Origin of the sequence: Mycobacterium nebraskense, assembly GCF_002102255.1 — a bacterium.
Taxonomy (GTDB): Bacteria; Actinomycetota; Actinomycetes; order Mycobacteriales; family Mycobacteriaceae; genus Mycobacterium; species Mycobacterium nebraskense.
This window is the reverse complement of the sequence record NZ_LQPH01000020.1, coordinates 1-18,935: the sequence shown is the minus strand read 5'-3', so window position 1 is coordinate 18,935 and position 18,935 is coordinate 1. Positions and strand designations below refer to the sequence as shown.

The following is an 18,935-nucleotide window of genomic DNA, read 5'->3' as shown; positions in this document are numbered from 1 at the left end:
GGTATGGACGGAGGTCCGACACATGATGCCTCGAGTCTTGGCGGCGCGTGCTATGAGCGGCGGATTATCGTGTTCGGCACATACCGGCCAGCCGTCGTCGGTATCTCCTATACCCCTAACGCTGCAGCCATCGAGGCGTCGGGTGGATGAGTGAAGCGTGCCGACCGCCACGGTCACAGGTTGTCATCGTCATGGCGGCCATCGCCCTGGCGCTGGCTATGCTGCTCGGCGTCGTCGCCGTCTGCGGGCTGCTGCGGTCCGTATCCCCCGGGCCGCATTCACCGCAACCCTTACTGACCTCGCTGGGCAGTGAACTGACGGTCGGCGTCGATCAGCCATACGTTGACAACGGCCCGTCGAAGGCCTGCCGCACGGGGTTCGCGGACGCGGTGCTACCACAGTCGCCGGCTACCGCCATCGCTGCGTTGGGCGTGGTTGCGGCAGTGGTCGCCGCCGCGGGTTGGCTGGCGCCACGCGCAGCACCGGCCGGGCGGGATCCACCACGCGGACCCGCCACTTTCCTCACCGGTCAAGATCTCTTGACGCGGTTCTGTCTCGCTCGTCGCTGATCGGTCAGCATCAGGCCGTTGCGCTACGCCACGACGGCCGGTGACCGCGCCACCACGTTGACCGCCGCGCCCTCCGTCGCGGCTCCGATGCAGAAGCGACGATCCCATGTTGACCGAGCCTGTGCTCCCGTCGACACCCGCACGCGCCACATCCCATAGCGTGCGGCCCCGGGTAGATAGCGCCGGTCGAACACCATAGCCGGCGACAACCCGTGCTGTGGAACCAAGCACCGTTCGCTTCCGACGAGTCAACCGACTCAGGAAGCGCCCCAAACGAACTCATTCATAGGCCTTCACACATCTCGGAAAGGAAGACCCGTGTCATTCGTGACCACACAGCCGCAAATGCTGGCGATGGCGGCCGGCAACTTGACAGAAATCGGTTCGGCAATGAGCGCCGCAAATGCCGCAGCAGCCGCCGCGACCACGGGAGTGGTTCCCGCCGCTGCCGACGAGGTATCGGCGCTGACCGCAACACAGTTCGCCGCGCACGCGAGCCTGTATCAGACGGTGAGCGCCCAAGCCGCGGCGGTTCATGACCAGTTCGTGGCCGCGATGGGGGCCAGTGCCGGCTCGTATGCGGCAACTGAGGCCGCCAACGCGAGCATAGCCAGCTAAGGAGCATGCAGCAATGGACTTCGGTGCATTACCGCCGGAGATCAACTCGGCCAGAATGTATGCCGGTCCCGGGGCGGGGCCGCTGCTGGCCGCCGCGGCGGGCTGGGACGGGTTGGCCGCCGACTTGGCTTCCACGGCAACGTCCTACAGCTCGGTGATCGCGGGACTAACCGGCGGGCCGTGGCTGGGTCCGGCGTCGGCGTCGATGGCGGCCGCGGCCGCCCCCTATGTGGCGTGGATGAACACCACCGCCGCCCAGGCTGAGCAGACGGCGGCGCAGGCCAGGGCGGCGGCGGCCGCCTACGAAGCGGCGTTTGCGATGACGGTGCCGCCCCCGGTGATCGCGGCCAACCGGGCTTTGTTGATGTCGCTGATCGCCACCAACATTCTCGGGCAAAACACCCCGGCGATCGCGGCCACCGAAGCACAGTACGGCCAGATGTGGGCCCAGGACGCGACCGCGATGTACATGTATGCCGGCTCCTCGGCGGCGGCGTCGGCATTGACCCCGTTCACCCCGCCGCAGCCCACCACCAACCCGGCCGGCCTGGCCGGTCAGGGCGCCGCGGTCGCGCAAGCCACCGGCACCGCCGCCAGCACCAACACCCAGGCGGTACTGTCACAGGTGACCTCCACGGTGCCCACCGCGCTGCAGCAACTCGCGTCGCCCCTGTCGCCCACATCCTCCACGACGTCGTCGCTGTCCTCGTTGAGCTCGTCCCTGAGCCCGCTGAGTACCGGCATGTCGATGACCAGTTCGGTCGGGTGGATATCGAGTGCGCTGCTGTCGAACGCGAACCAGATCAAATCTTTGATGCCGCCCGCCAGCGCGGCCAGCACTGCGGCGTCGGGATCGGGTCTGACGGGCGGGCTCGCCTCGGGGCTGACAGGAGCGCTCGGTTCGGGCGCGCTGGGATCGGCGGGCTCACCAGGATTCGGCGGAGCGGCGGTGTCCGCGGATATGGGCCGGGCGGCATCAATCGGGGCGTTGTCGGTGCCGCCGAGCTGGGCCGCCGCGGCCCCCACGATCGCCCCGACCGCCGCGGGGGCGCTGCCCAGCACCAGTGTGGGCGCCACCCCAGCCGCCACGGTAGGGCCGGCAAGCCTGCTCGGCGCGCCGCTGGCGGGTATGGCCGGGCCCAACCAAGGCACTGCCGGCAGTGCGGACCTGCGCTTCATGCCCCGCCTCACGGTGGTGCCACGCTCGCCGAGCGTCGGATAACAGCAAGGAGGACGGATCTATGTGTTTCAGATCGGCGGTTACGCCGGTCATCATCGCAACCATCGCATCAACGATTTCGGGGTAGGGAGATACCGAGATGACCACACGTTTTATGACCGACCCGCACCAGATGCGAGCTATGGCAGGCCGCTTTGAGGTGCACGCCCAAACCGTCGAAGACGAGGCCCGCAAGATGTGGGCGTCCAGCCAAAACATCGCCGGAGCCGGTTGGAGCGGAACCGCCCAGGCCACCTCCTACGACACCATGGGCCAGATGAACACCGCCTTCGGCAACATCGTGACCATGCTGCGCGGGGTGCGCGACGGCCTGATCCGCGACGCCAACAATTACGAGGCCCAAGAGCAAGCCTCCCAGCAGATTCTGAGCAGTTAGGAGAACCGACGATGACCATCAACTACCAGTTCGGCGACGTCGCCGCGCATGGCGCGACCATCCGCGCCCAGGCTGCCTCGTTGGAGGCCGAACACCAAGCCATCATCCGCGATGTGCTTGCCGCCGGCGACTTTTGGGGCGGCGCCGGGTCCACAGCCTGCCAAGAGTTCATCACCCAACTGGGCCGTAACTTCCAGGTCATCTACGAACAAGCCAACGCCCACGGACAAAAGGTGCAAACCGCCGGCAACAACATGGCCAGCACCGACAGCGCCGTCGGCTCCAGCTGGGCCTAAACAACAACCCCAGACACGTCAACAGCACGTACCTGTCATCCGCGCCGCCGCCTTGTAGCCGAGTTCTGTGCGATGGTCTGCTGGCCGCGTCCGCGGTTCGGTGCCGCCGATGGTCGTGCGCATTCACCCGGGGCGAGGCGACGGTCGACGGCCAACCGCGATTGTGGCCCGAAAAGAGGCTTACGGAAAGCTGGGGATGGTCAGTCGAACAGGCCGTGCATGAAGCCACGACGGCGGTACCCGTGGTGCCCGTAGGCGTCGTCGTGGTCGTCGTAGCCGTGGTGCTCCGAGTAGCCGGCCGGCGAGTAGCCCTGCTGTGGCGGGTAGCCTTGCGGCGGGTAACCCTGCTGGGGATAGGCGGGAGCTTGTGGCGGTGCGGGTTGCTGGTAGTACCGCTGCTCGGCTTCCATCAGCCGTTCGAGCTCGCCGCGATCGAGAAAGACGCCGCGGCAATTCTGACACTGGTCTATCTCGATGCCGGATCGCTCGTAGGTGATCATCGTTCCGGAGCATTTGGGGCAGGTGAGCGCGGTCTCACTCATTAATTCGCCTTCCGATCGTCGACGGTCATGGAAACAGCGACGCTGATTGTCATCGATTCAATGATGCCCGTGATGGCCGTAAACCCCGTGGTGACCGTAGCCGTTGTGATCCTGCGACCAGGGCGGGGGAAGGTAACGAGGTGCCGGAGTCGGACGGGGTGCGGCGGCAACACTGGGTGGTGGCGGGGCAGGGGCGACCTTGGCCAGCCGCGGGCGGGCCACGACCTGGCCAAGATAGAACGCGGTCGTGATGGCCTCCCGCAACGCCAGCTCTGCTCCCTCGTGCACCGCGGTGCCCGACGAACCTCCGACGAGCATGGCGCCGGCGTAGTCGAGCTGGTTACGCACGTCGGCGGCGTAACCGTGCAGCCGCGCGGAGTCCGGGTGTTGCTTGGCCGACGGTAACCGATCGAGATCCGCCAGCGCTGCTTCGAGCCGTTCGAGCATGGTGGCGCCGGCCGTCCGCATCGCCTGCAGGTGCGACCGGGGACAGGGCTCGACCACCACCCATTGCGGCAGCGGCGCCGGCAGCGCCACCTCACCGGCGACGTCGAACCCGGGATCGGTCGCGGCACGTCGCGCCCGGGCCGACCACCCAGGTACCTCGCGCAGGAATCGCAGCGCCTGCTCGGCGGTCACCCGGGGCAGGAAACCACCGCTGCCCGCTGCCGGCCTTTCGGCTTCGACGAACGCCTGTCCCAGTGACTGCAGCGCGTAGGCGTTCCAGGTGGCCAGCAGCTGGCTACTCTCGGCCGGCGAGGCGAACCACGGATCGATTCCGGCCGCGGCGAGTTCCTCCCGCAGCTGGTCGGCGGACAGATAGTCCTGGTAGGCGCTGCCCCCGACCGACAGCAGCGCAAGTACCTCGTCGGCGGGCACCTCGCCGCGCAGCTTGGCGCCCATACGAGCGCCGAAGCCGGGCTTGCGCAATGGCATACGACCACGCTACGCGAGGACACAGGCAGCCCCCATTTGGCGCCGGACGAGCCGAGCACGAATACGGCGCCGACCTACGCCATGTCCACGCCGTCATCGACACGCTCGTGCCACGATTGACCAGCCATCGCATCGCCCGGAGTCGACGTCGAAGTGGCGTGGGACCCGCAGTTCCTGCCGGAGGGCTTCGCCACCATGCGGGCTTGATGTCGCGATGTTGTTCCTGGAGGCGACCGCGATTCCCAGGCAGGCGACGGCAGGAAGGATCAGTGCATGATCGCCGATCCGGTGGCCGATCACCACCCCCGCGGCGGCGCCGCCGACGAACAGCACCACCGTCGTGGCCAGGACGGTGAATCTTCCACCGATCCACCCCATGACGGCGGCTGCGGCCCAGCAGCAGCCCGAGGTCGGTGATGGTGCCGGTGAAGTGCGTGGTGCGGATCGCCATCCCGGGAAAGTTCGACGTCATCGCGTTTTGCAGCCCGCACGCGCCCGCGGCGATCAGCGCCCTGACGATAGGGTGCTCAACGCCAGCTGCGGCGAACAGCAACAACGCCTCGGCCAGCAGAACCCCGGCCTGGCGCGGGCCGGTATAGCTCTGCGCGCCAGCTCTAGTAGCACCGCACCCGCCGCGACGGCGCCGACGAGGAACCCGAACACGATCGCAGCGATCATACGGCCCTGATACAGCAGCGGATCGGTGCTATGCATACCCGCCTGGGTCGTCAAGGCGGTGAGGTTGCCCACCGGAAACGCTCATACCAAAAGGGCCACCGAATTGATAAACCCGGCAACCGCGGCGAGCAGCCCACTGTATCCAAGCAAGAACGCCCGCTGAAACGATCGGGGACCGGGGGTCGGCGAGGCTGGCATCGTCATCTTCCTGTCCGGTAATCGGCAGCGGGCACAAACGCTAACACGGCAACCCTTCAAAACGCCCTACGGGTCGCTCCCGCATGGGCGCAGGGCTCAGCGGCCTATGTAATGCGCTCTGCGGCACGGAAAGGCAACCCACACGGCTCGCTGGCAGTTATGGTTCGCACGCGAGCATGGCAAGTCTCCACGAAACGGTACCTGTCCGAAACCACCCTCGCCCTCGTCAGCCCCGACCAACTCCGACGACCAATCCGTCGTAACCCCAGCCGCGATCACGGCATGGTGAAAACCCTCAGAGCCTCAGGCGAAAACGCGCGCTCGACTCACACCACTCCATGGGTCACGACCATCCGCGTCTGCCCCACACGGTGGCGTGAGCGGCGGCGAGATAAGTGCCGTTGGTACTCGCGATCGAAGCGCAGCCTCGGCCGGCACGGGTCGTCGCCCCATCAAGCCGTGGCCAACGGTCACCCGGTCTCGCTGGCGCGGCGCAGTTTCTCCGCATTTCCGCGCTGCGGTGCGGCCTCGGCGGGCAGTGGTGGTGGCCGCCACGACCTGACTGGGGTTTCAGCCGCTTGCCGCCCAGGGTTCGGCCCTGACGAGTTCTTGTACTGCCCGGAGCCGGTCGAGTAAGCCCGAGGCGTGCTTGATCTGGAGTGTGGTGTCGTTAGCGTCCCTGCCCACGCTGATCGACACCGACCCCGGCGGCAGGCCAAGAGCGGTAAGGCTGTCGGTGATGACGTCGGCGTCGGGCGGGAAGTAGCGCAGGGTACTAGTCAGGGCACCGGTCAGCTCCTCGGACAAGGTCCTGATCTGATGCGGTCGTAAGTGGGAGATCAACTGGGTGCCGTCGGGCACCACCGGTTCGGCCACCCGCACCGGGTCGACCCGCGACGATCGGAAGCGACATACCCGCCATTGAGCGACCGATGGAACACCCCGGGATAGGTAGGCGGCCAAGGCTCGTCGCGCACTGATCCGCACCGCGCTGCGATACAGATCGGCCAGGACATCGTCGTCGTGGGGCTGAAAATCCCAGGTGCCCACCAACCGCGCGGAACGGACACCATGCACTCCGCGTAGCACACCGGTGATCTCGTTGTACGGGACGAACCCGCCGGCCTGGGCCAGCGCCGAGCCGCGCACGATCAAGTTGCAGCTCAGCGCGATCGACTCCGCGTAATGCCGAAACTGCTCGGCGCGCTCCGGGTCGGCCGGCATGGCCACCTCGCGGCGAACCAACTTGGCGCCAAGCAGGGCGCGCAGCGCGTCGGCCGCGAAGAACACCGGCATCGTTGGGGCGGGCGCCTCGGGGCTGTCGAACAGCACCGGGCCCACTGCAAGGTCGGCGCGCGCCGATCCGGTCACCGCTTGGTGCAGGTCGTCAAGGACTCCCATTGGGAGGTGTGTGAGGTCGTCGTCGGCGATGACGAAACCGGTGCGCGCCGGATCCAAGCGCTGCACGCATACCACCGCGTCGAGCATGAGCTGCCGAAGCTCGCCAAGACCAATCCGGGTCGACAACACCACTTCGGCGGCAGCGAAGCGCACCGCTAATGAACTTGCACGGGCCATCGCTGCGCGGGCGCGCACCAGGGTGTCATCCGCGGGCCTGCTCGCCGGCCGGTTGACCAACAGCACCACCGAGATCGGCACCGAACACCGTTGCCGGGCCAGCTCCCATAGGGTGTGGTCGAGCACGGCCCGGTTCTGCCCACCGAAGCCGACCGTGGGGATCAGCACCGGCAAGGCGGGGCCGGGCGGGAGTTGGTCGGCCAATTGGTCGACGACGTGATCGAACAGTCGCGTGTAGTCCGCGCCGCGTCCATCGCCGGCGTGCCGGTGGGCCTGGTGTGCTGTCATCGGGCCTCCTCCCCCGTGGCCTGGTGCGTGAAGGGCTCGACGATTCGAGCCAGCTGATCCGCGCGGATCAATATTTCGCGGAAAGTATTGGGGGCCATCGGTTTGCGCAGCCCGTCGCGAACCGGGTCCCACCGCGGGTCACCGAACGGGCGGTTACCCACCCCCACCTCGGCCGTCGGCTTCAGCGCGGGCACGGCGGCGATCACCAAGTCCCGCAGCCCGCACAGCACGTCGACCTGGGCGGCCTGCTGCCGCGACAGCACCGGAATGCTTGTCCAGCCGAACACCTGTTCCTCGGCGTCCTCAACGAGCACCGTGATGGTGAGCAGCCCTGGTCCATCGGGAATCGTTGTATCACAACGCAATCCACCGTCGATCGGTTCGGCGGGCCGATCGCCCACGGCAACCGTCCAACTGAACCGGGTGCCATCACGGAGCGGCCGGTGTAGCGCGACATGAAATGTGGCGGGCTGCCCGGCCACGGCCAGGCAGTAACGATGGCGGGCCGGAAACGGCCCCAACACCCGCACCCCACGGTGGGCCAGTTTGCGCAGCACATTACGCGTCACCCCCGCCACCACCGCATTGCCCTGCTCAAGAACCCTGGGCCAGTCGGTGGTCCCACAGCTGAACACCGTCCCGGTGGCGCTGTAGACCCCGAGCACGGCGTTGGCGTCGGCACCGGCCGGGCGGTCCTGCCAGCCCTCGCCCAGATGCGCGACGCCCAGCACCGCCAATTGCGGCGGGGTGCCGTCGGTACCGGCTGCCCGCAAATCGCCTCCCGGTCCCCGCTCAAGTGTCGCCCCGTCGCACTCGTAGCCGATCAACCGCTCCTCGGCGCCGAACGTGTCCCCGCTGCGCAGACCCAAACCCTCATACACCCAGTGCCCGGCGTGCTGGACCGTATAGCCGACGGGGTCTCGGGGGCCGTCCCACCAGCCGCCGCCGTGCCGGTAGCTGACGCCGGTCATGGCGTTCTCCGGAACGCTGCGCCACCACTGCCCGCCCTGGGGATGGCTGACCGGTGGGTGCACACAGGTCATATCGCCGTTGTCGGCCAGATCGATGCGCCACCAGCTGGTGTTGCCGCTGAAGAAGGCGACGTTACCGCCCGCCGCGACGAACCGCTGAACGGCCTGGCGCATCCGTGCGCTCCAGTACTCGTCGTGGCCAACACTGAGCAGCAGCCGGTAGCCGGCCAGCACATCGGGGTCACGATGCAGGTCGAGGTCGGTGCAGAAATCGACCGCGACGCCTTCTCTCTCCAGCCACCGGATCATCGGCAGATCCCAATGCGCGAAGCCTTCGCGCGGGGTGCTCGCGTCGTAGACATCGTCCACCTCGGGAAACGACAGCTGACCGCCGGTGCCGCCGCCGGGCCGGCGGGTGGTCAGCACCGTGGTCGATGCCGCGGGCACGAATGATGCGGTGTGGTACATGCTCCCGCCGCCCGAGGCGTTGTAGGCGTGGTAGGTGGCCCAGGCCAGCTTGTACAGAATCGGTGACGTATCGCCCGCCTGTTTGCGGACGACGAACAGCGCCCGGCCCGACCGTGCATCGATCGCGGGCGCCTCGTCAGGCGGGTTGACCACATCGGCGGCGGTGATCACCGCCAGGTACACGCCGCCCGGCCAGCCGCCGGGAATGTCGAATTCCTCCGATGGCCAGCCCCAATCCTGCTCCGGCAGCCCCGGCGGCAGGTCGTACCCGCGCCGCGGTGAGCTCGTGCCCAGGTGGACGGTCTGCAGGCCGACCCGAAAGAACGCCACCCGGTAGCGGGATTCGGTGGTCGACACGTACAGCACCAGCCGCCCCCCCGGGCGCGCCGTCGGCTCACGCGGATACACCTGCGCCGCTACCTCGGCCCACCCACTTGGTGCCGCTCGCGGGCCCGCTGACCCGCTTCCCGAATCTCCCGTCACCGCCGATCCTTCCTCCTCCCGCGGACCCTACGAGCTGGTCGGCCTGAACCTGAACGATCATCTGATCATGCGCGAAGCCCAACCCGGCTAATCGCCGCACAACCCGAACCGATCCGCCAGGTCACGTAACACGGCATACCGTGGCGGGGTAACCCGGGATTTTGCGCGGCAAACGTCGAGAGGGAGGAATGGGAAATGAGCGACACCGCCGACGTCGTCGTGGTGGGCGCCGGACTCAGCGGGCTGGAATGCGCGAGCGCGATCGTGGCGGGTGGAGTCGACGACGTTCTCGTCGTCGAGACCGGCGGAGCACACGCAGGCACGGCGGGCGCGGCCCCGCTCAGATGGGGCAGCACCGCGCCGCCGCATTACTCGTGGGATGGCCGCACATCGGTCGTGGGGGGGCGATCGTTGTCCTGGCATGGGGTGGTCCTGCGACTGGAGGCGTGGGCCCTGGCCGACCAGGCTTGGCCCGACCCGGCGCGGTCGGCGCTGCGTGGGCAGTCGGCCGGTGCCGTAGGTCTCTACGATCAGGTCGAGCGAGATCTAGCGGACTGGGCGGGCGGTTCGCTGACCCCAGACCGCCGGGGCGAGGGCCGGTTGGCGGGGGTGCTGGCGTCGGGCCGGGCGGTGCCGCAGGCGGTGCGGCCCGACGGGAACGGTGGCTGGCGCGCCTACACCCCGCTGGACCGCTGCATGCACTGGACGGCGCCCGGCGAGCGGGCGGGCCGGCCCAGGCTGCGCGCCGGATGCCAGGTGCTGAACGTGGTGACCCGCGCGGGCCGGGTGACCGGGGTTCGGGTGCGGGACATGTGCACGGGTGACGTCGAGGCCGTTGCCACCCGGACCGTGGTGCTCGCCGCGGGAACCCTGGACAACACCAGGCTGGTGGCGCAGCTGGCGGGCGCCGACCGGCCACCGGCGTTCACCGGCCTCAACGACCACCTGGTCCAGGGCTTTGTGGTGCGGCTGCCGGCCGCCGCGCTGGGCTGGCCGCGGCCGGCGGAGGCGTTCGAGTACGAGCCCGGCCACGGCAGCCGGTCCAACCTGTTCGCGCGCACTCGACCGTTGCCCGCCAGCCCCGACGAGGTGCTCCTCGACGTGTGGGCGATGGGCGAGCAGATGCGTTCGGAACACAATGTCGTCTCGTTCCCGGATACCGGACGGGTTCCCTGGCGCGGCGTGGTGACACCGTCGCTGAGCGAACTCGACCGCGAGGTGCTGGCCGCGCAGCGACGCGAGCTGACCGCGCTGTGGGCAAACCTGGGCGGACGCACGGCGCCAGCCTTGCGCTTTCCGGGCTTCCTGGCCGCGCCGTTGGCCTTCGATCGAGCACTGACCCGGGTCATGGATGAACCGCCGGGCGTGCCGGTCGGCTACTGCTGGCCGCTGGGCACCGTCGAGCACGAATCCGGCACGCTGCCGCTGGGCGGGGCGCACGTCGGCGAGACGGGCGAGCTCACCGCCGCGGCCGGCGGGTATGTCGTCGGTCCCGCGACGTTTCCCCGGTCGGGCGCGGCGAACCCGTCGCTGACGACGCTGGCGCTGGCCCGCTGGACCGCGGCCAGACTCCTGAGAGGCTGAATCGCACACCGAGGTCACGGCATGTCGGCGCGCTTTGCGACCTTGTCGAAGGCGGCCACGACGGCTTCCAGTCCCGTCGGACTGCTTAACAGCACCCGGTGCGGCAGCAGCATCAGGTTGTCGTAGAGCTGCTCGGCGTGCGGAAACCGGGTTCCTACCGGCGGCCGCAGCCGGTCGCGCAACCAGCGGTAGCGCGGCTTCGTCTCGGGGCAATACAGCCGGTTTTGGTGCAGAGGGCGGTCGGCGCGGTGCACCCGCACACCCAGTTCGGCGGCCACCGCCGCGCACACCAGGTCGGTCGGCGCGCCGGCGAAAGCGTCGGGATCGCGCCGCACACCGTAGGCGAACACGCTGGGCAGCTCGAGTTGCGCCGGCCGTGCCAGCGGCCGCAAGCCCGGCACCCTGGCGAGTTCGTCGTCCAACAGCTCACCGGCTCGGGCGCGCTGCTCGAGCTGCGCCGGCAGCCGCTCCAGCTGATCCAGCAGAAGCGCCGCGGAAATTTCGGGCAGGCAGTGGTTGGTGCCCATCACCTCGCATGCCTCGGTGAGGTAGGGGTAACCGATCGCCGGATCCGCGTCCGGGTAACGACGCGAGTCCGCCCGTAGCTGCTGTAGCCGGTCATACAGCAGCGGGTCGGAGGTGCTCACCGCACCGCCTTCCCCGCAGTTCAGCACCTTGCCCTGCTGCATGCTGAACGCGCCGACACCACCCAGCGACCCGGCCGCCCGACCGTTCCAGCGGGCACCGTGGGCTTGTGCGCAGTCCTCGACCACGGCCAGGCGGTGCTGCTCGGCGAGTGCGCCGATGGCGTCCATGTCGGCCATCCGGGAATGCAGGTGCACCACGATCAGCGCCTTGGTGCGGTCGGTGATCGCCTCGGCCACCGCCGCCGGGCTCACACAGCCGGTGTCCGGATCGGCGTCGGCGAACACCGGCACGGCGTTGACGTTGAGCACCGCGGCGGCGGTGGCGACCCAGGTGAACACCGGCACCACAACCTCGTCTCCGGCCCCCACCCCGATGGCCTCCAGCGCGATGGCAAGGCTGCTGGAACCGTGGTCGGTGCTCACGCAATACCGAACCCCGAGGAACTCGGCGAACCGCCGGGCGAACCGGCGCTCGTAGGGCTCGACCCCGGTCCAGCCCCCGGTCAGCGTCCACCGGCCACTGGTCAGGGCCGCGGTGACGCGTTCGATCGTGGCCTGGTCGTACTGCGGCCAGTCGGGCCAGCCGCCCGACCACACCGGGGGACCCCCGCGCAACGCCAGTTCTGCCACCACACCTCCAGGCCATGCTTCAAGACGACCACCTTACGCAGTTATGGCATCCAGGCGGTTGGTGGAGTTTGCGAACACTCGACAACCCGTGTACCGTCGGCCTGGGATATAGACCTACCCCCTAGGGGTATGGCCACGAAGTTGGGGGATACCAACATATTTCCGTTAAGTTGTGCCCGTTCAACGCAGAGAGGAACCCCATGAAGACACCGCGAAACCTTCGCAAATGGACACTTGCCGCGGCCACGGCCCTCGCACTCGGCACCTTCGGCATAGGCTCCGGCGTCGCCAGTGCTGATCCGAATGACAGCGGCATCGGCGTCAACGGCGGCAGCGACACCGGCGGCGGTATCAACCTCGGCCCGATCAGTGGCGGCGTCGGCAGCAACACCGGCGGCGGCGCCAACTTTGGCCCGCACGGCGTCAATGGCGGCGTCGGCAGCAACACCGGCGGCGGCGCCAACTTTGGCCCGCACGGCGTCAATGGCGTCAATGGCGGCGTCGGCAGCAACACCGGCGGCGGTATCAACCTCGGTCCGCACGGCCGTAGGTAATCGCCGACCTACTCAGCGCGGGCACCGCCGCCGCAGCGGCGATGCCCGCGCTGAGCGTCGGCCTCCACGACACCGGTCAGTGGTTGGCGTTGCGCACGGGAGCGGAGGCGCCGACCGTGCACGCCGACGCTTCGATTTCAATCATGGGGCCATTAAGGCCATTAATCAGATGCCCCGTGATGGTGGCATGCGCAGGGTCCTCGCATCGCAGGCGGGAAGTCCCTCACCAGCTTGGAGCGGGGAACCATGCTAACGCCAAGGCCGCCGAGGTGCGGACGTTCACCCTGTTCCGGTGACTGCCCAGCGGCCGGAGAGGGTGCGAGCACCGACGAAAACCAGTCGCAGGACGGTGAACGTGGCCAGCCCAGACCAAATTCCTGCTAACCCCCAGCCGAATACCAGCGACAACCAGATCAGCGGCAAAAACCCGACCAGTGCGCTGATTACGGTGGCGTTGCGCAGGAACTTCGCGTCCCCGGCGCCAAGCAGCACCCCGTCGAGACCCCAGACTATCCCGGCGATGGGAAGCTGGGCGGCCAGGAACCACCACGGCACGTGGATCGCGTTCAGCACCGATTGGTCGTCGGTGAACAACTCGGGCACCACCGGCGCCCCGGCGCCGAGCAGCAGCGCCAGCACCGTCGCCGCCACCAGCGATAACGCCGTGATGCGCCACGCCACCGACTTCGCGTGTACGGCATTGCCCGCACCCAGCGCCGCGCCGACCAGCGCCTGCGCCGCGATCGCCAACGAATCAAGAACCAGCGCAAGGAAATTCCACAACTGCACGACCACCTGATGCGCGGCGACCGCTGCCGCGCCGAACCTGGCAGCCACCGCCGCGGCCGAGACGAAACACACCTGGAACGCGACGATGCGGACAAAAAGATCGCGGCCCAGCACCACCTGCGCCCGCAGCACCGCACGGTCGACGCGCAACGAAACCCGCTCGGCCAGCACCGCCCGGCAAAACAGCAGCGCGGCCAGCCACTGCCCGGCGAGATTTGCCACCGCCGACCCCGCCAGCCCCAAGCGGGGCAATCCCAACCACCCGTAGACCAGTAGCGGGCACAGCAGCGCCGATAACCCGAACCCCGCAACGACATAGCGCAGCGGACGCATCGTGTCCTGCACGCCGCGCATCCACCCGTTTCCTGCGAGTGAGACGAGAATCGCCGGCGCGCCCAGAATCGCGATCCGCAGCCAGGGCAACGCCGCCGCGGCGATGTCACCGCCGGACGCAATCACCGACACCAGGGGCACCGCAGCAGCCTCCACCACGATCGCGATCACGGCTCCGATGGCCAGCGCCAGCCACGTCGCCTGTGCCCCTTCGTGGACGGCCGCCGCGCGGTCGCCGGATCCGAAGAACCGCGCTGCGCGCGCGGTGGTTCCGTAAGACAGGAACGTCAACTGCGTCTCGCCGAGTATCAGCGCGCCGATGGCCAGACCCGCCAGGGGCAACGCTCCGAGGTGCCCGACCACACCGAAGTCGAACAACACGTACAGCGGCTCCGCGGCCAACACCGCTAGGGTGGGCAGCGCCAGTGCCGCGATCTGTCGACCACCGGCGGCGGGCCGGCCCCCGTCGGTCAACGCCGGTCAGCCGAGAGCGGCGCGCAGGCTCGCCACCACGTCATCGATTAAACCGGAGATCGAATACCGGGCGGCCAGCTTGTGATGCTTCCTCACTCGAATCACCGCATGGCTACCCGAACCCGCCGGTGCGGCCTCTGATGTTCCCCGGGGAATCATGCGTCAGGCCCCCGTCCCAACCTCCATGTACCCAATACGCCTACAGGGCCTGCTGCTATAGGCGCGCGTGTGACGAGCCTCGTGACGAGGTTAGCATCGGCCCCGGGAACCCGACTCGCGGTTGGCCATAGCCCGGTATGGGCTGTCGCGCCGATAGCGGGCCTTGGAGCCGAGATGGTCGTCATAGGGAAACCACGACGCCGCGCCTTTGGCTGCCCGGGCCCCCACACGCCGCCAGACAGCCCTCGACACCAACTTTGCATCAATGGCTTTGAAACGGGCGCGGCAATCCAGCGCCACACCGATACGCAGCTTGCCGCTCCATGCCAAAACGGGCCATCCGACGGTCGAAGGCGCTGGGGCACCCAGTGCGACCGCGGGGATCGGCCTGGTTAGCGGATTTCTCATGCGGCGATGTTCTTGGTTTGGCCGCGGGCCGGCAGGCGGCGGGGTGTCTTGTGGGAAATCCACGGGGTGATGGGGTTTCCCTGCCAGCGGGTCGAGGGCGGCACTTGGTCGCCGGCCATGACGAGGGACGCCGGTCCGATGGTGGCGCCGGCCCCCAGCCGGGCGGCTGGCAGCGCCACACTGTGCGGGCCCAGTGTGGCTCCGGGTTCCAGGACGACGGTGCCTGTGCGCATGATCCGGTCGTGGAACAGATGCGTCTGCACTACAGAGGCGCGGTTGACGGTGGCGCCGGCGCCCAGGGTCACCAGGTCGGCCTCGGGCAGCCAGTATGTTTCACACCAGACGCCCCGGCCGATGGAGGCGCCCAGCGCGCGCAAAAAGAGGTTCAGCATCGGCGTGCCGGTGGCGGCCCGCGCGAACCAGGGGGCGGCCACCGTCTGCATGAAGACCTCGGACACTTCATTGCGCCACACGAACGACGACCACAGCGGCCGCTCGGTCACCCGGATCCGGCCGACCAAGAGCCATTTCGCGACCACCGCGGCGCCGCCGGCGATCGCGCCGGCCGCTAGCAGCACGACACCGCTGCCCAGCGCCGCCCACCGGTAGCCGAATTGGCTTGCCAGCCACTGTAGGGCGTCCACGACGGCGACGCCGGTGGCGAAACTGACCAGCAACGGAATCAGCCGGGCGGTCTCGACGACTGCGCGCATCATTTTCAGCGGCATCGACGGGTGATAGGTGCGGCCCGCATCGGCCTTGACCGTCCGGCGGCGCAACCGCACCGGAGGGCTGCCCAGCCATGACGAGCCCGTCGTGGCCTTGCGTGGAGCCAACGACAGCACCGCGACCAGTCCGCCGTCGGGCACCCGGTGGCCGGGCGAGGTGATGGCGGAGTTGCCGAGGAACGCGCGGTTGCCGATGGTGGCGGTGGCCGCCTGGATCCAGCCGCCGCCCAGTTCATAGGACGCCACCATGGTGTCGTCGGCCAGGAAGGCGCCGTCGGCGACGACGGTGAACTTCGGCGTCAGCAGCGCCGTGGAGATTTCGGTGCCGCGGCCCACCTTGGCCCCGAGCAGCCGCATCCACCACGGCGTGAGCAGGCTGGCATACAGCGGGAACAGGTAGTTGCGCGCGGCAGCCATCAACCGCCCGGTGGCCCACAGCTGCCACCCGAGCCGGCTGTGTACCGGGTGGTAACCCTCCCTCAACCCTAGCGACAGCACCCGCACCCCGAGCACTGTCAGCGTCGCGTACACGCTCAGCGACGCGGCCACGGCCACCGGTATCCAGGCCACCGTCGGCACGATCGCGTCGAGCAACGTGCGGCTGTCGCGCACCCCGAAGCTCAGCACCGCCAGTCCCGCGAACTCAGCCACCAGCGGCAGCGCGCCGAGCAGCATCGGCGTCAGCGCGAACACCGCCACCCACAGCGGCGCGCGGACCGGGCGCTGCCGCGGCCACCGGTGACGGGCCGCACCGGACATCTCTGCCGGCGAACCCGCCCAGTACTGGCCGTTGCCCACCGTGCCGGCCACGCTGGAACCCGGGGCGACCTGGGCGTTGTCACCCACCGACGCGCCGGGCAGCACGGAGGTCCGCGCGCCCACGATCGCGTCGTTACCGATCCATATCCGGCCGACATGAAACAGGTCGCCGTCGACCCAATGCCCACACAGATCGACCTCCGGTTCGATCGCGCTGCGGTGACCCAGCCTCAGCATCCCGGTCACCGGCGGCATCGCGTGCAGGTCCACGCCCTTGCCGACCTTGTTGCCCAGCGCGCGGGCATAGCAGACCAGCCACGGTGTGCCGACGAGGTTTTGCACTCTGCTGGCCTCCACGACACCTTCGGCGAACCACACCCGCAGATGCTCGGAGCCCCCGCGCCGGTAGCTGCCCGGCCGCAAACCCGACAGCAGCAGCCGCGCCCCGAGCACCGAGACGCCTACCCGCCCCGGCGGGGTGATGAACAGCACGAAGCCGGCGATGATCCACCACCATTCGAGCGTCACCAGCCACGGCAGCGGACGCAGCACCGCGGCCACATTGCTGACCAGAGCCAGCCACGTCACCCACTGCATGCCGGTCAGGGTCGCCAGCGGTAGCGACAGCAACACCTGCGCGGCCTGTGTTGACCGCGGCGTCGGGCGCACCGGCCGCGGCGCGACGCGGACCGGCGGATCGAGTTCATCGAGAAACCCGGCCAACAACGACAACCGGGGATGCTCGTAGAGCTGGGCGATCGTCACCTGCGGATAGCGCTGCCGCAGCGCATCCACCAGTTGAGCCGCCGACAACGATTCCCCACCCAGGGCGAAGAAGTCAGCGTCCGGGCCGTCGACGGCAGCGCCCAGGACGTGGCGCCACAGGCCGGCCAGCCAGCCCATCGTGCCGCCCAGGTCCGGCGATTGGTCCGCCGTCTCGGCAACCGGCCACGGCAGCGCGTCCCGGTCGACCTTGCCCGACACGCGGGTGGGCAACTCGTCGACCAGCACCAGCCGCGGCACCACCGCGGCGGGCAGCGTTTGGCGCAGCGCCGTGCGCGCGGCCGCCAGGTCGAACGACGGGTCGCTGCTCACGAGGTAGCCCACCAGCAGCGCGGCGCCGCCGGCCGTGCGGCGCACCGCGGCCGCTGCGGCGCTGACACCGGGCAGATTGACCAGCGCGGCATCCACCTCGCCCAGCTCGATGCGCCGACCCGCGACCTTGACCTGGTCGTCGGCGCGTCCGATGAAAACCAGCCCCTCGGGCTCTAGCCGCACAAGGTCGCCGCTGCGGTAGGCGCGGCCCCAGCCCAGACTGCGCAGTGGCGCGTATCTCTGGGCGTCCAGCTCCGGATCAAGGTAGCGCCCCAACCCGACACCTGCGATCACCAGCTCACCAACCTCGCCGTTGCCCACCGGCTGACCGTCGCGGTCGATGACGGCGAGATCCCAACCGGGCAGCGGCAGCCCGATGCGCACCGGCCCGCTGCCGGTCAGCCGGGCCGCGCAGGCCACCACCGTGGCCTCGGTGGGGCCGTAGGTGTTCCACACCTCCCGGCCGTCTGCCGCCAGCCGCTCGGCCAGCTCGGGCGGGCAGGGCTCGCCGCCCACGATCAGCAGCCGGACCCTCTTAAGAGCCTGGGCCGGCCACAGCGCGGCCAGCGTCGGCACCGTCGACACCACCGTGACACCGCGGGCCAAGAGCCAGGGCCCCAACTCCCTGCCGGCGCGCACCAGCGACCGCGGGGCCGGCACCAGACACGCGCCATGCCGCCACGCCAGCCACATCTCTTCACACGAGGCGTCGAACGCCACCGACAACCCCGCCAGCACCCGGTCGCCCGGCCCGATCGGGTCGTGCGGCAGGAATATCTGCGCCTCCGCGTCCACGAACGCCGCCGCGTTGCGGTGGGTGACGGCAACACCCTTCGGGGTTCCGGTAGAGCCCGAGGTGAAGATGATCCAGGCGTCGTCGCCGACCAGCGGCGCGGACGGCCGCCGCCCGCCCGAAGAGCCGGGACCGCCGACCAGCCCCTGCCCGGTGATCACCGCCACCACCTGCGCCTCGTTGAAGACCAGGTCGGCCCGCTCGTCCGGATCCTCGGCATCGACCGGCACATAGGCCGCGCCGGCGGCCAGCGTGGCCAAGATTGCGACATACAAGGCGTTGCTGCCCGACGGCATACGGATTCCGACGCGGTCACCGCGACCGATCCCGGCGGCCGCCAGCCACGCCACCTTTTTATGGAGGTCGGCGATCAGGTCGCGGTAGGTCAAGATGCCCGTGCCGTCGTCGAGGGCGGGCGCGTCGGGGTAGCGCGACGCGGTTTTTTCGAGGATCTCAACGAGCGTGCGCGGCTTGGGAGCAGACGACACCGGGTCTAGGGCACAGTTCGACCGGCTTGCGGTATCGGCCGTGACCGCGACCCGATCAGTGCCGCAGCGTTGCCCAGGACGGCGGCGATGTCCCGCCCCGCCGGCCCGGGTGGGCCGGCGGGGTAGGCCGCCAGGGAGGGCATCATCAGCTAGCAGCCGAGGTTGATGTCGGTTGATCGTGGACATTGGAGCCGGGTCGGTCCGAAGCTGCGGGATGCGCCGGTGAGTGCCTTCATCGCATCGCCCCGGTGGG

14 protein-coding genes and 2 pseudogenes are annotated in these 18,935 nt (G+C 69.1%); 8 read left to right on the top strand and 8 right to left on the bottom strand.

Features of this window, described 5'->3' with window-relative positions:
- Positions 1 to 146: 146 nt before the first annotated feature.
- The 5 genes from lpqS to AWC17_RS02840 all read left to right on the top strand — a co-directional run bounded on the left by lpqS (position 147) and on the right by AWC17_RS02840 (position 3,099).
- On the top strand, positions 147 to 569 hold the full coding sequence (gene lpqS / locus AWC17_RS02860; RefSeq protein WP_046182548.1) for a putative copper homeostasis (lipo)protein LpqS: 423 nt from the start codon (positions 147 to 149) through the stop codon (positions 567 to 569).
- Positions 570 to 887: 318 nt separating this feature from the next.
- Complete coding sequence (locus AWC17_RS02855) at positions 888 to 1,187, top strand: PE family protein (RefSeq protein WP_046182547.1); 300 nt, start codon at positions 888 to 890, stop codon at positions 1,185 to 1,187.
- A gap of 13 nt (positions 1,188 to 1,200) precedes the next feature.
- Positions 1,201 to 2,409 (top strand): PPE family protein, encoded by a 1,209-nt coding sequence (locus AWC17_RS02850; protein ID WP_085164226.1) that lies wholly within the window; start codon positions 1,201 to 1,203, stop codon positions 2,407 to 2,409.
- Between the two features lie 97 nt (positions 2,410 to 2,506).
- Positions 2,507 to 2,803: a WXG100 family type VII secretion target gene (locus tag AWC17_RS02845; protein ID WP_046185226.1), complete on the top strand. Its 297-nt coding sequence runs from the start codon at positions 2,507 to 2,509 to the stop codon at positions 2,801 to 2,803.
- 11 nt (positions 2,804 to 2,814) lie between these two features.
- The gene (locus AWC17_RS02840) at positions 2,815 to 3,099 is read left to right on the top strand and encodes a WXG100 family type VII secretion target (RefSeq protein WP_046185227.1); all 285 of its coding nucleotides are present in this window, start codon (positions 2,815 to 2,817) and stop codon (positions 3,097 to 3,099) included.
- 200 nt (positions 3,100 to 3,299) lie between these two features.
- On the opposite strand, the gene AWC17_RS02835 is transcribed toward AWC17_RS02840, so the two are convergent.
- Positions 3,300 to 3,641, bottom strand: a complete 342-nt coding sequence (locus tag AWC17_RS02835) for a TFIIB-type zinc ribbon-containing protein (protein WP_046185228.1) — start codon at positions 3,639 to 3,641, stop codon at positions 3,300 to 3,302.
- 57 nt (positions 3,642 to 3,698) lie between these two features.
- Positions 3,699 to 4,577 carry a hypothetical protein gene (locus AWC17_RS02830; RefSeq protein WP_141224434.1) on the bottom strand — a complete coding sequence of 293 codons (879 nt, stop codon included), beginning with the start codon at positions 4,575 to 4,577 and terminating at the stop codon, positions 3,699 to 3,701.
- A 59-nt stretch (positions 4,578 to 4,636) separates the two neighbouring features.
- Here AWC17_RS02830 and AWC17_RS31815 point away from each other — a divergent pair.
- Positions 4,637 to 4,769: pseudogene (locus tag AWC17_RS31815) on the top strand (UDP-glucose 6-dehydrogenase); the annotation flags it as partial.
- A 33-nt stretch (positions 4,770 to 4,802) separates the two neighbouring features.
- Here AWC17_RS31815 and AWC17_RS02825 read toward each other — a convergent pair.
- The 3 genes and pseudogenes from AWC17_RS02825 to AWC17_RS02815 form a co-directional block, all read right to left on the bottom strand.
- Positions 4,803 to 5,327, bottom strand: a pseudogene (locus AWC17_RS02825) (DUF1275 family protein); the annotation flags it as partial.
- 696 nt (positions 5,328 to 6,023) lie between these two features.
- Positions 6,024 to 7,319 carry a hypothetical protein gene (locus AWC17_RS02820; protein WP_046185230.1) on the bottom strand — a complete coding sequence of 432 codons (1,296 nt, stop codon included), beginning with the start codon at positions 7,317 to 7,319 and terminating at the stop codon, positions 6,024 to 6,026.
- Positions 7,316 to 9,241, bottom strand: coding sequence for a N,N-dimethylformamidase beta subunit family domain-containing protein (locus AWC17_RS02815; protein WP_197083462.1), 1,926 nt, complete (start codon positions 9,239 to 9,241; stop codon positions 7,316 to 7,318). Before AWC17_RS02815 ends, AWC17_RS02820 begins: the two co-directional genes overlap by 4 nt.
- Positions 9,242 to 9,436: 195 nt before the next feature.
- Here AWC17_RS02815 and AWC17_RS02810 point away from each other — a divergent pair, with 195 nt between their 5' ends.
- Positions 9,437 to 10,825 carry an FAD-binding protein gene (locus tag AWC17_RS02810; RefSeq protein ID WP_046185231.1) on the top strand — a complete coding sequence of 463 codons (1,389 nt, stop codon included), beginning with the start codon at positions 9,437 to 9,439 and terminating at the stop codon, positions 10,823 to 10,825.
- A 14-nt stretch (positions 10,826 to 10,839) separates the two neighbouring features.
- Here the strand turns inward: AWC17_RS02810 and AWC17_RS02805 are convergent, their stop codons facing one another.
- Positions 10,840 to 12,102, bottom strand: a complete 1,263-nt coding sequence (locus AWC17_RS02805) for a DegT/DnrJ/EryC1/StrS aminotransferase family protein (RefSeq protein ID WP_052742804.1) — start codon at positions 12,100 to 12,102, stop codon at positions 10,840 to 10,842.
- A 170-nt stretch (positions 12,103 to 12,272) separates the two neighbouring features.
- Between AWC17_RS02805 and AWC17_RS02800 the strand changes: the two genes are divergently transcribed.
- On the top strand, positions 12,273 to 12,656 hold the full coding sequence (locus AWC17_RS02800; protein ID WP_141224432.1) for a hypothetical protein: 384 nt from the start codon (positions 12,273 to 12,275) through the stop codon (positions 12,654 to 12,656).
- A gap of 279 nt (positions 12,657 to 12,935) precedes the next feature.
- Here AWC17_RS02800 and AWC17_RS02795 read toward each other — a convergent pair whose 3' ends face one another.
- Entirely contained in the window at positions 12,936 to 14,252 is a 1,317-nt protein-coding gene (locus AWC17_RS02795; RefSeq protein ID WP_046186604.1) for an MATE family efflux transporter, read from the bottom strand.
- 563 nt (positions 14,253 to 14,815) lie between these two features.
- Positions 14,816 to 18,682 (bottom strand): Pls/PosA family non-ribosomal peptide synthetase, encoded by a 3,867-nt coding sequence (locus tag AWC17_RS02790; protein WP_244193465.1) that lies wholly within the window; start codon positions 18,680 to 18,682, stop codon positions 14,816 to 14,818.
- Positions 18,683 to 18,935 lie beyond the last annotated feature (253 nt).

Bases quoted from the DNA above. Each gene is read 5' to 3' on its own strand.
- lpqS (WP_046182548.1), top strand. From the start codon at position 147: ATGAGTGAAGCGTGCCGACCGCCACGGTCACAGGTTGTCATCGTCATG.
- AWC17_RS02850 (WP_085164226.1), top strand. From the start codon at position 1,201: ATGGACTTCGGTGCATTACCGCCGGAGATCAACTCGGCCAGAATGTAT.
- AWC17_RS02845 (WP_046185226.1), top strand. From the start codon at position 2,507: ATGACCACACGTTTTATGACCGACCCGCACCAGATGCGAGCTATGGCA.
- AWC17_RS02840 (WP_046185227.1), top strand. From the start codon at position 2,815: ATGACCATCAACTACCAGTTCGGCGACGTCGCCGCGCATGGCGCGACC.
- AWC17_RS02835 (WP_046185228.1), bottom strand. From the start codon at position 3,641: ATGAGTGAGACCGCGCTCACCTGCCCCAAATGCTCCGGAACGATGATC.
- AWC17_RS02830 (WP_141224434.1), bottom strand. From the start codon at position 4,577: ATGCCATTGCGCAAGCCCGGCTTCGGCGCTCGTATGGGCGCCAAGCTG.
- AWC17_RS02820 (WP_046185230.1), bottom strand. From the start codon at position 7,319: ATGACAGCACACCAGGCCCACCGGCACGCCGGCGATGGACGCGGCGCG.
- AWC17_RS02810 (WP_046185231.1), top strand. From the start codon at position 9,437: ATGAGCGACACCGCCGACGTCGTCGTGGTGGGCGCCGGACTCAGCGGG.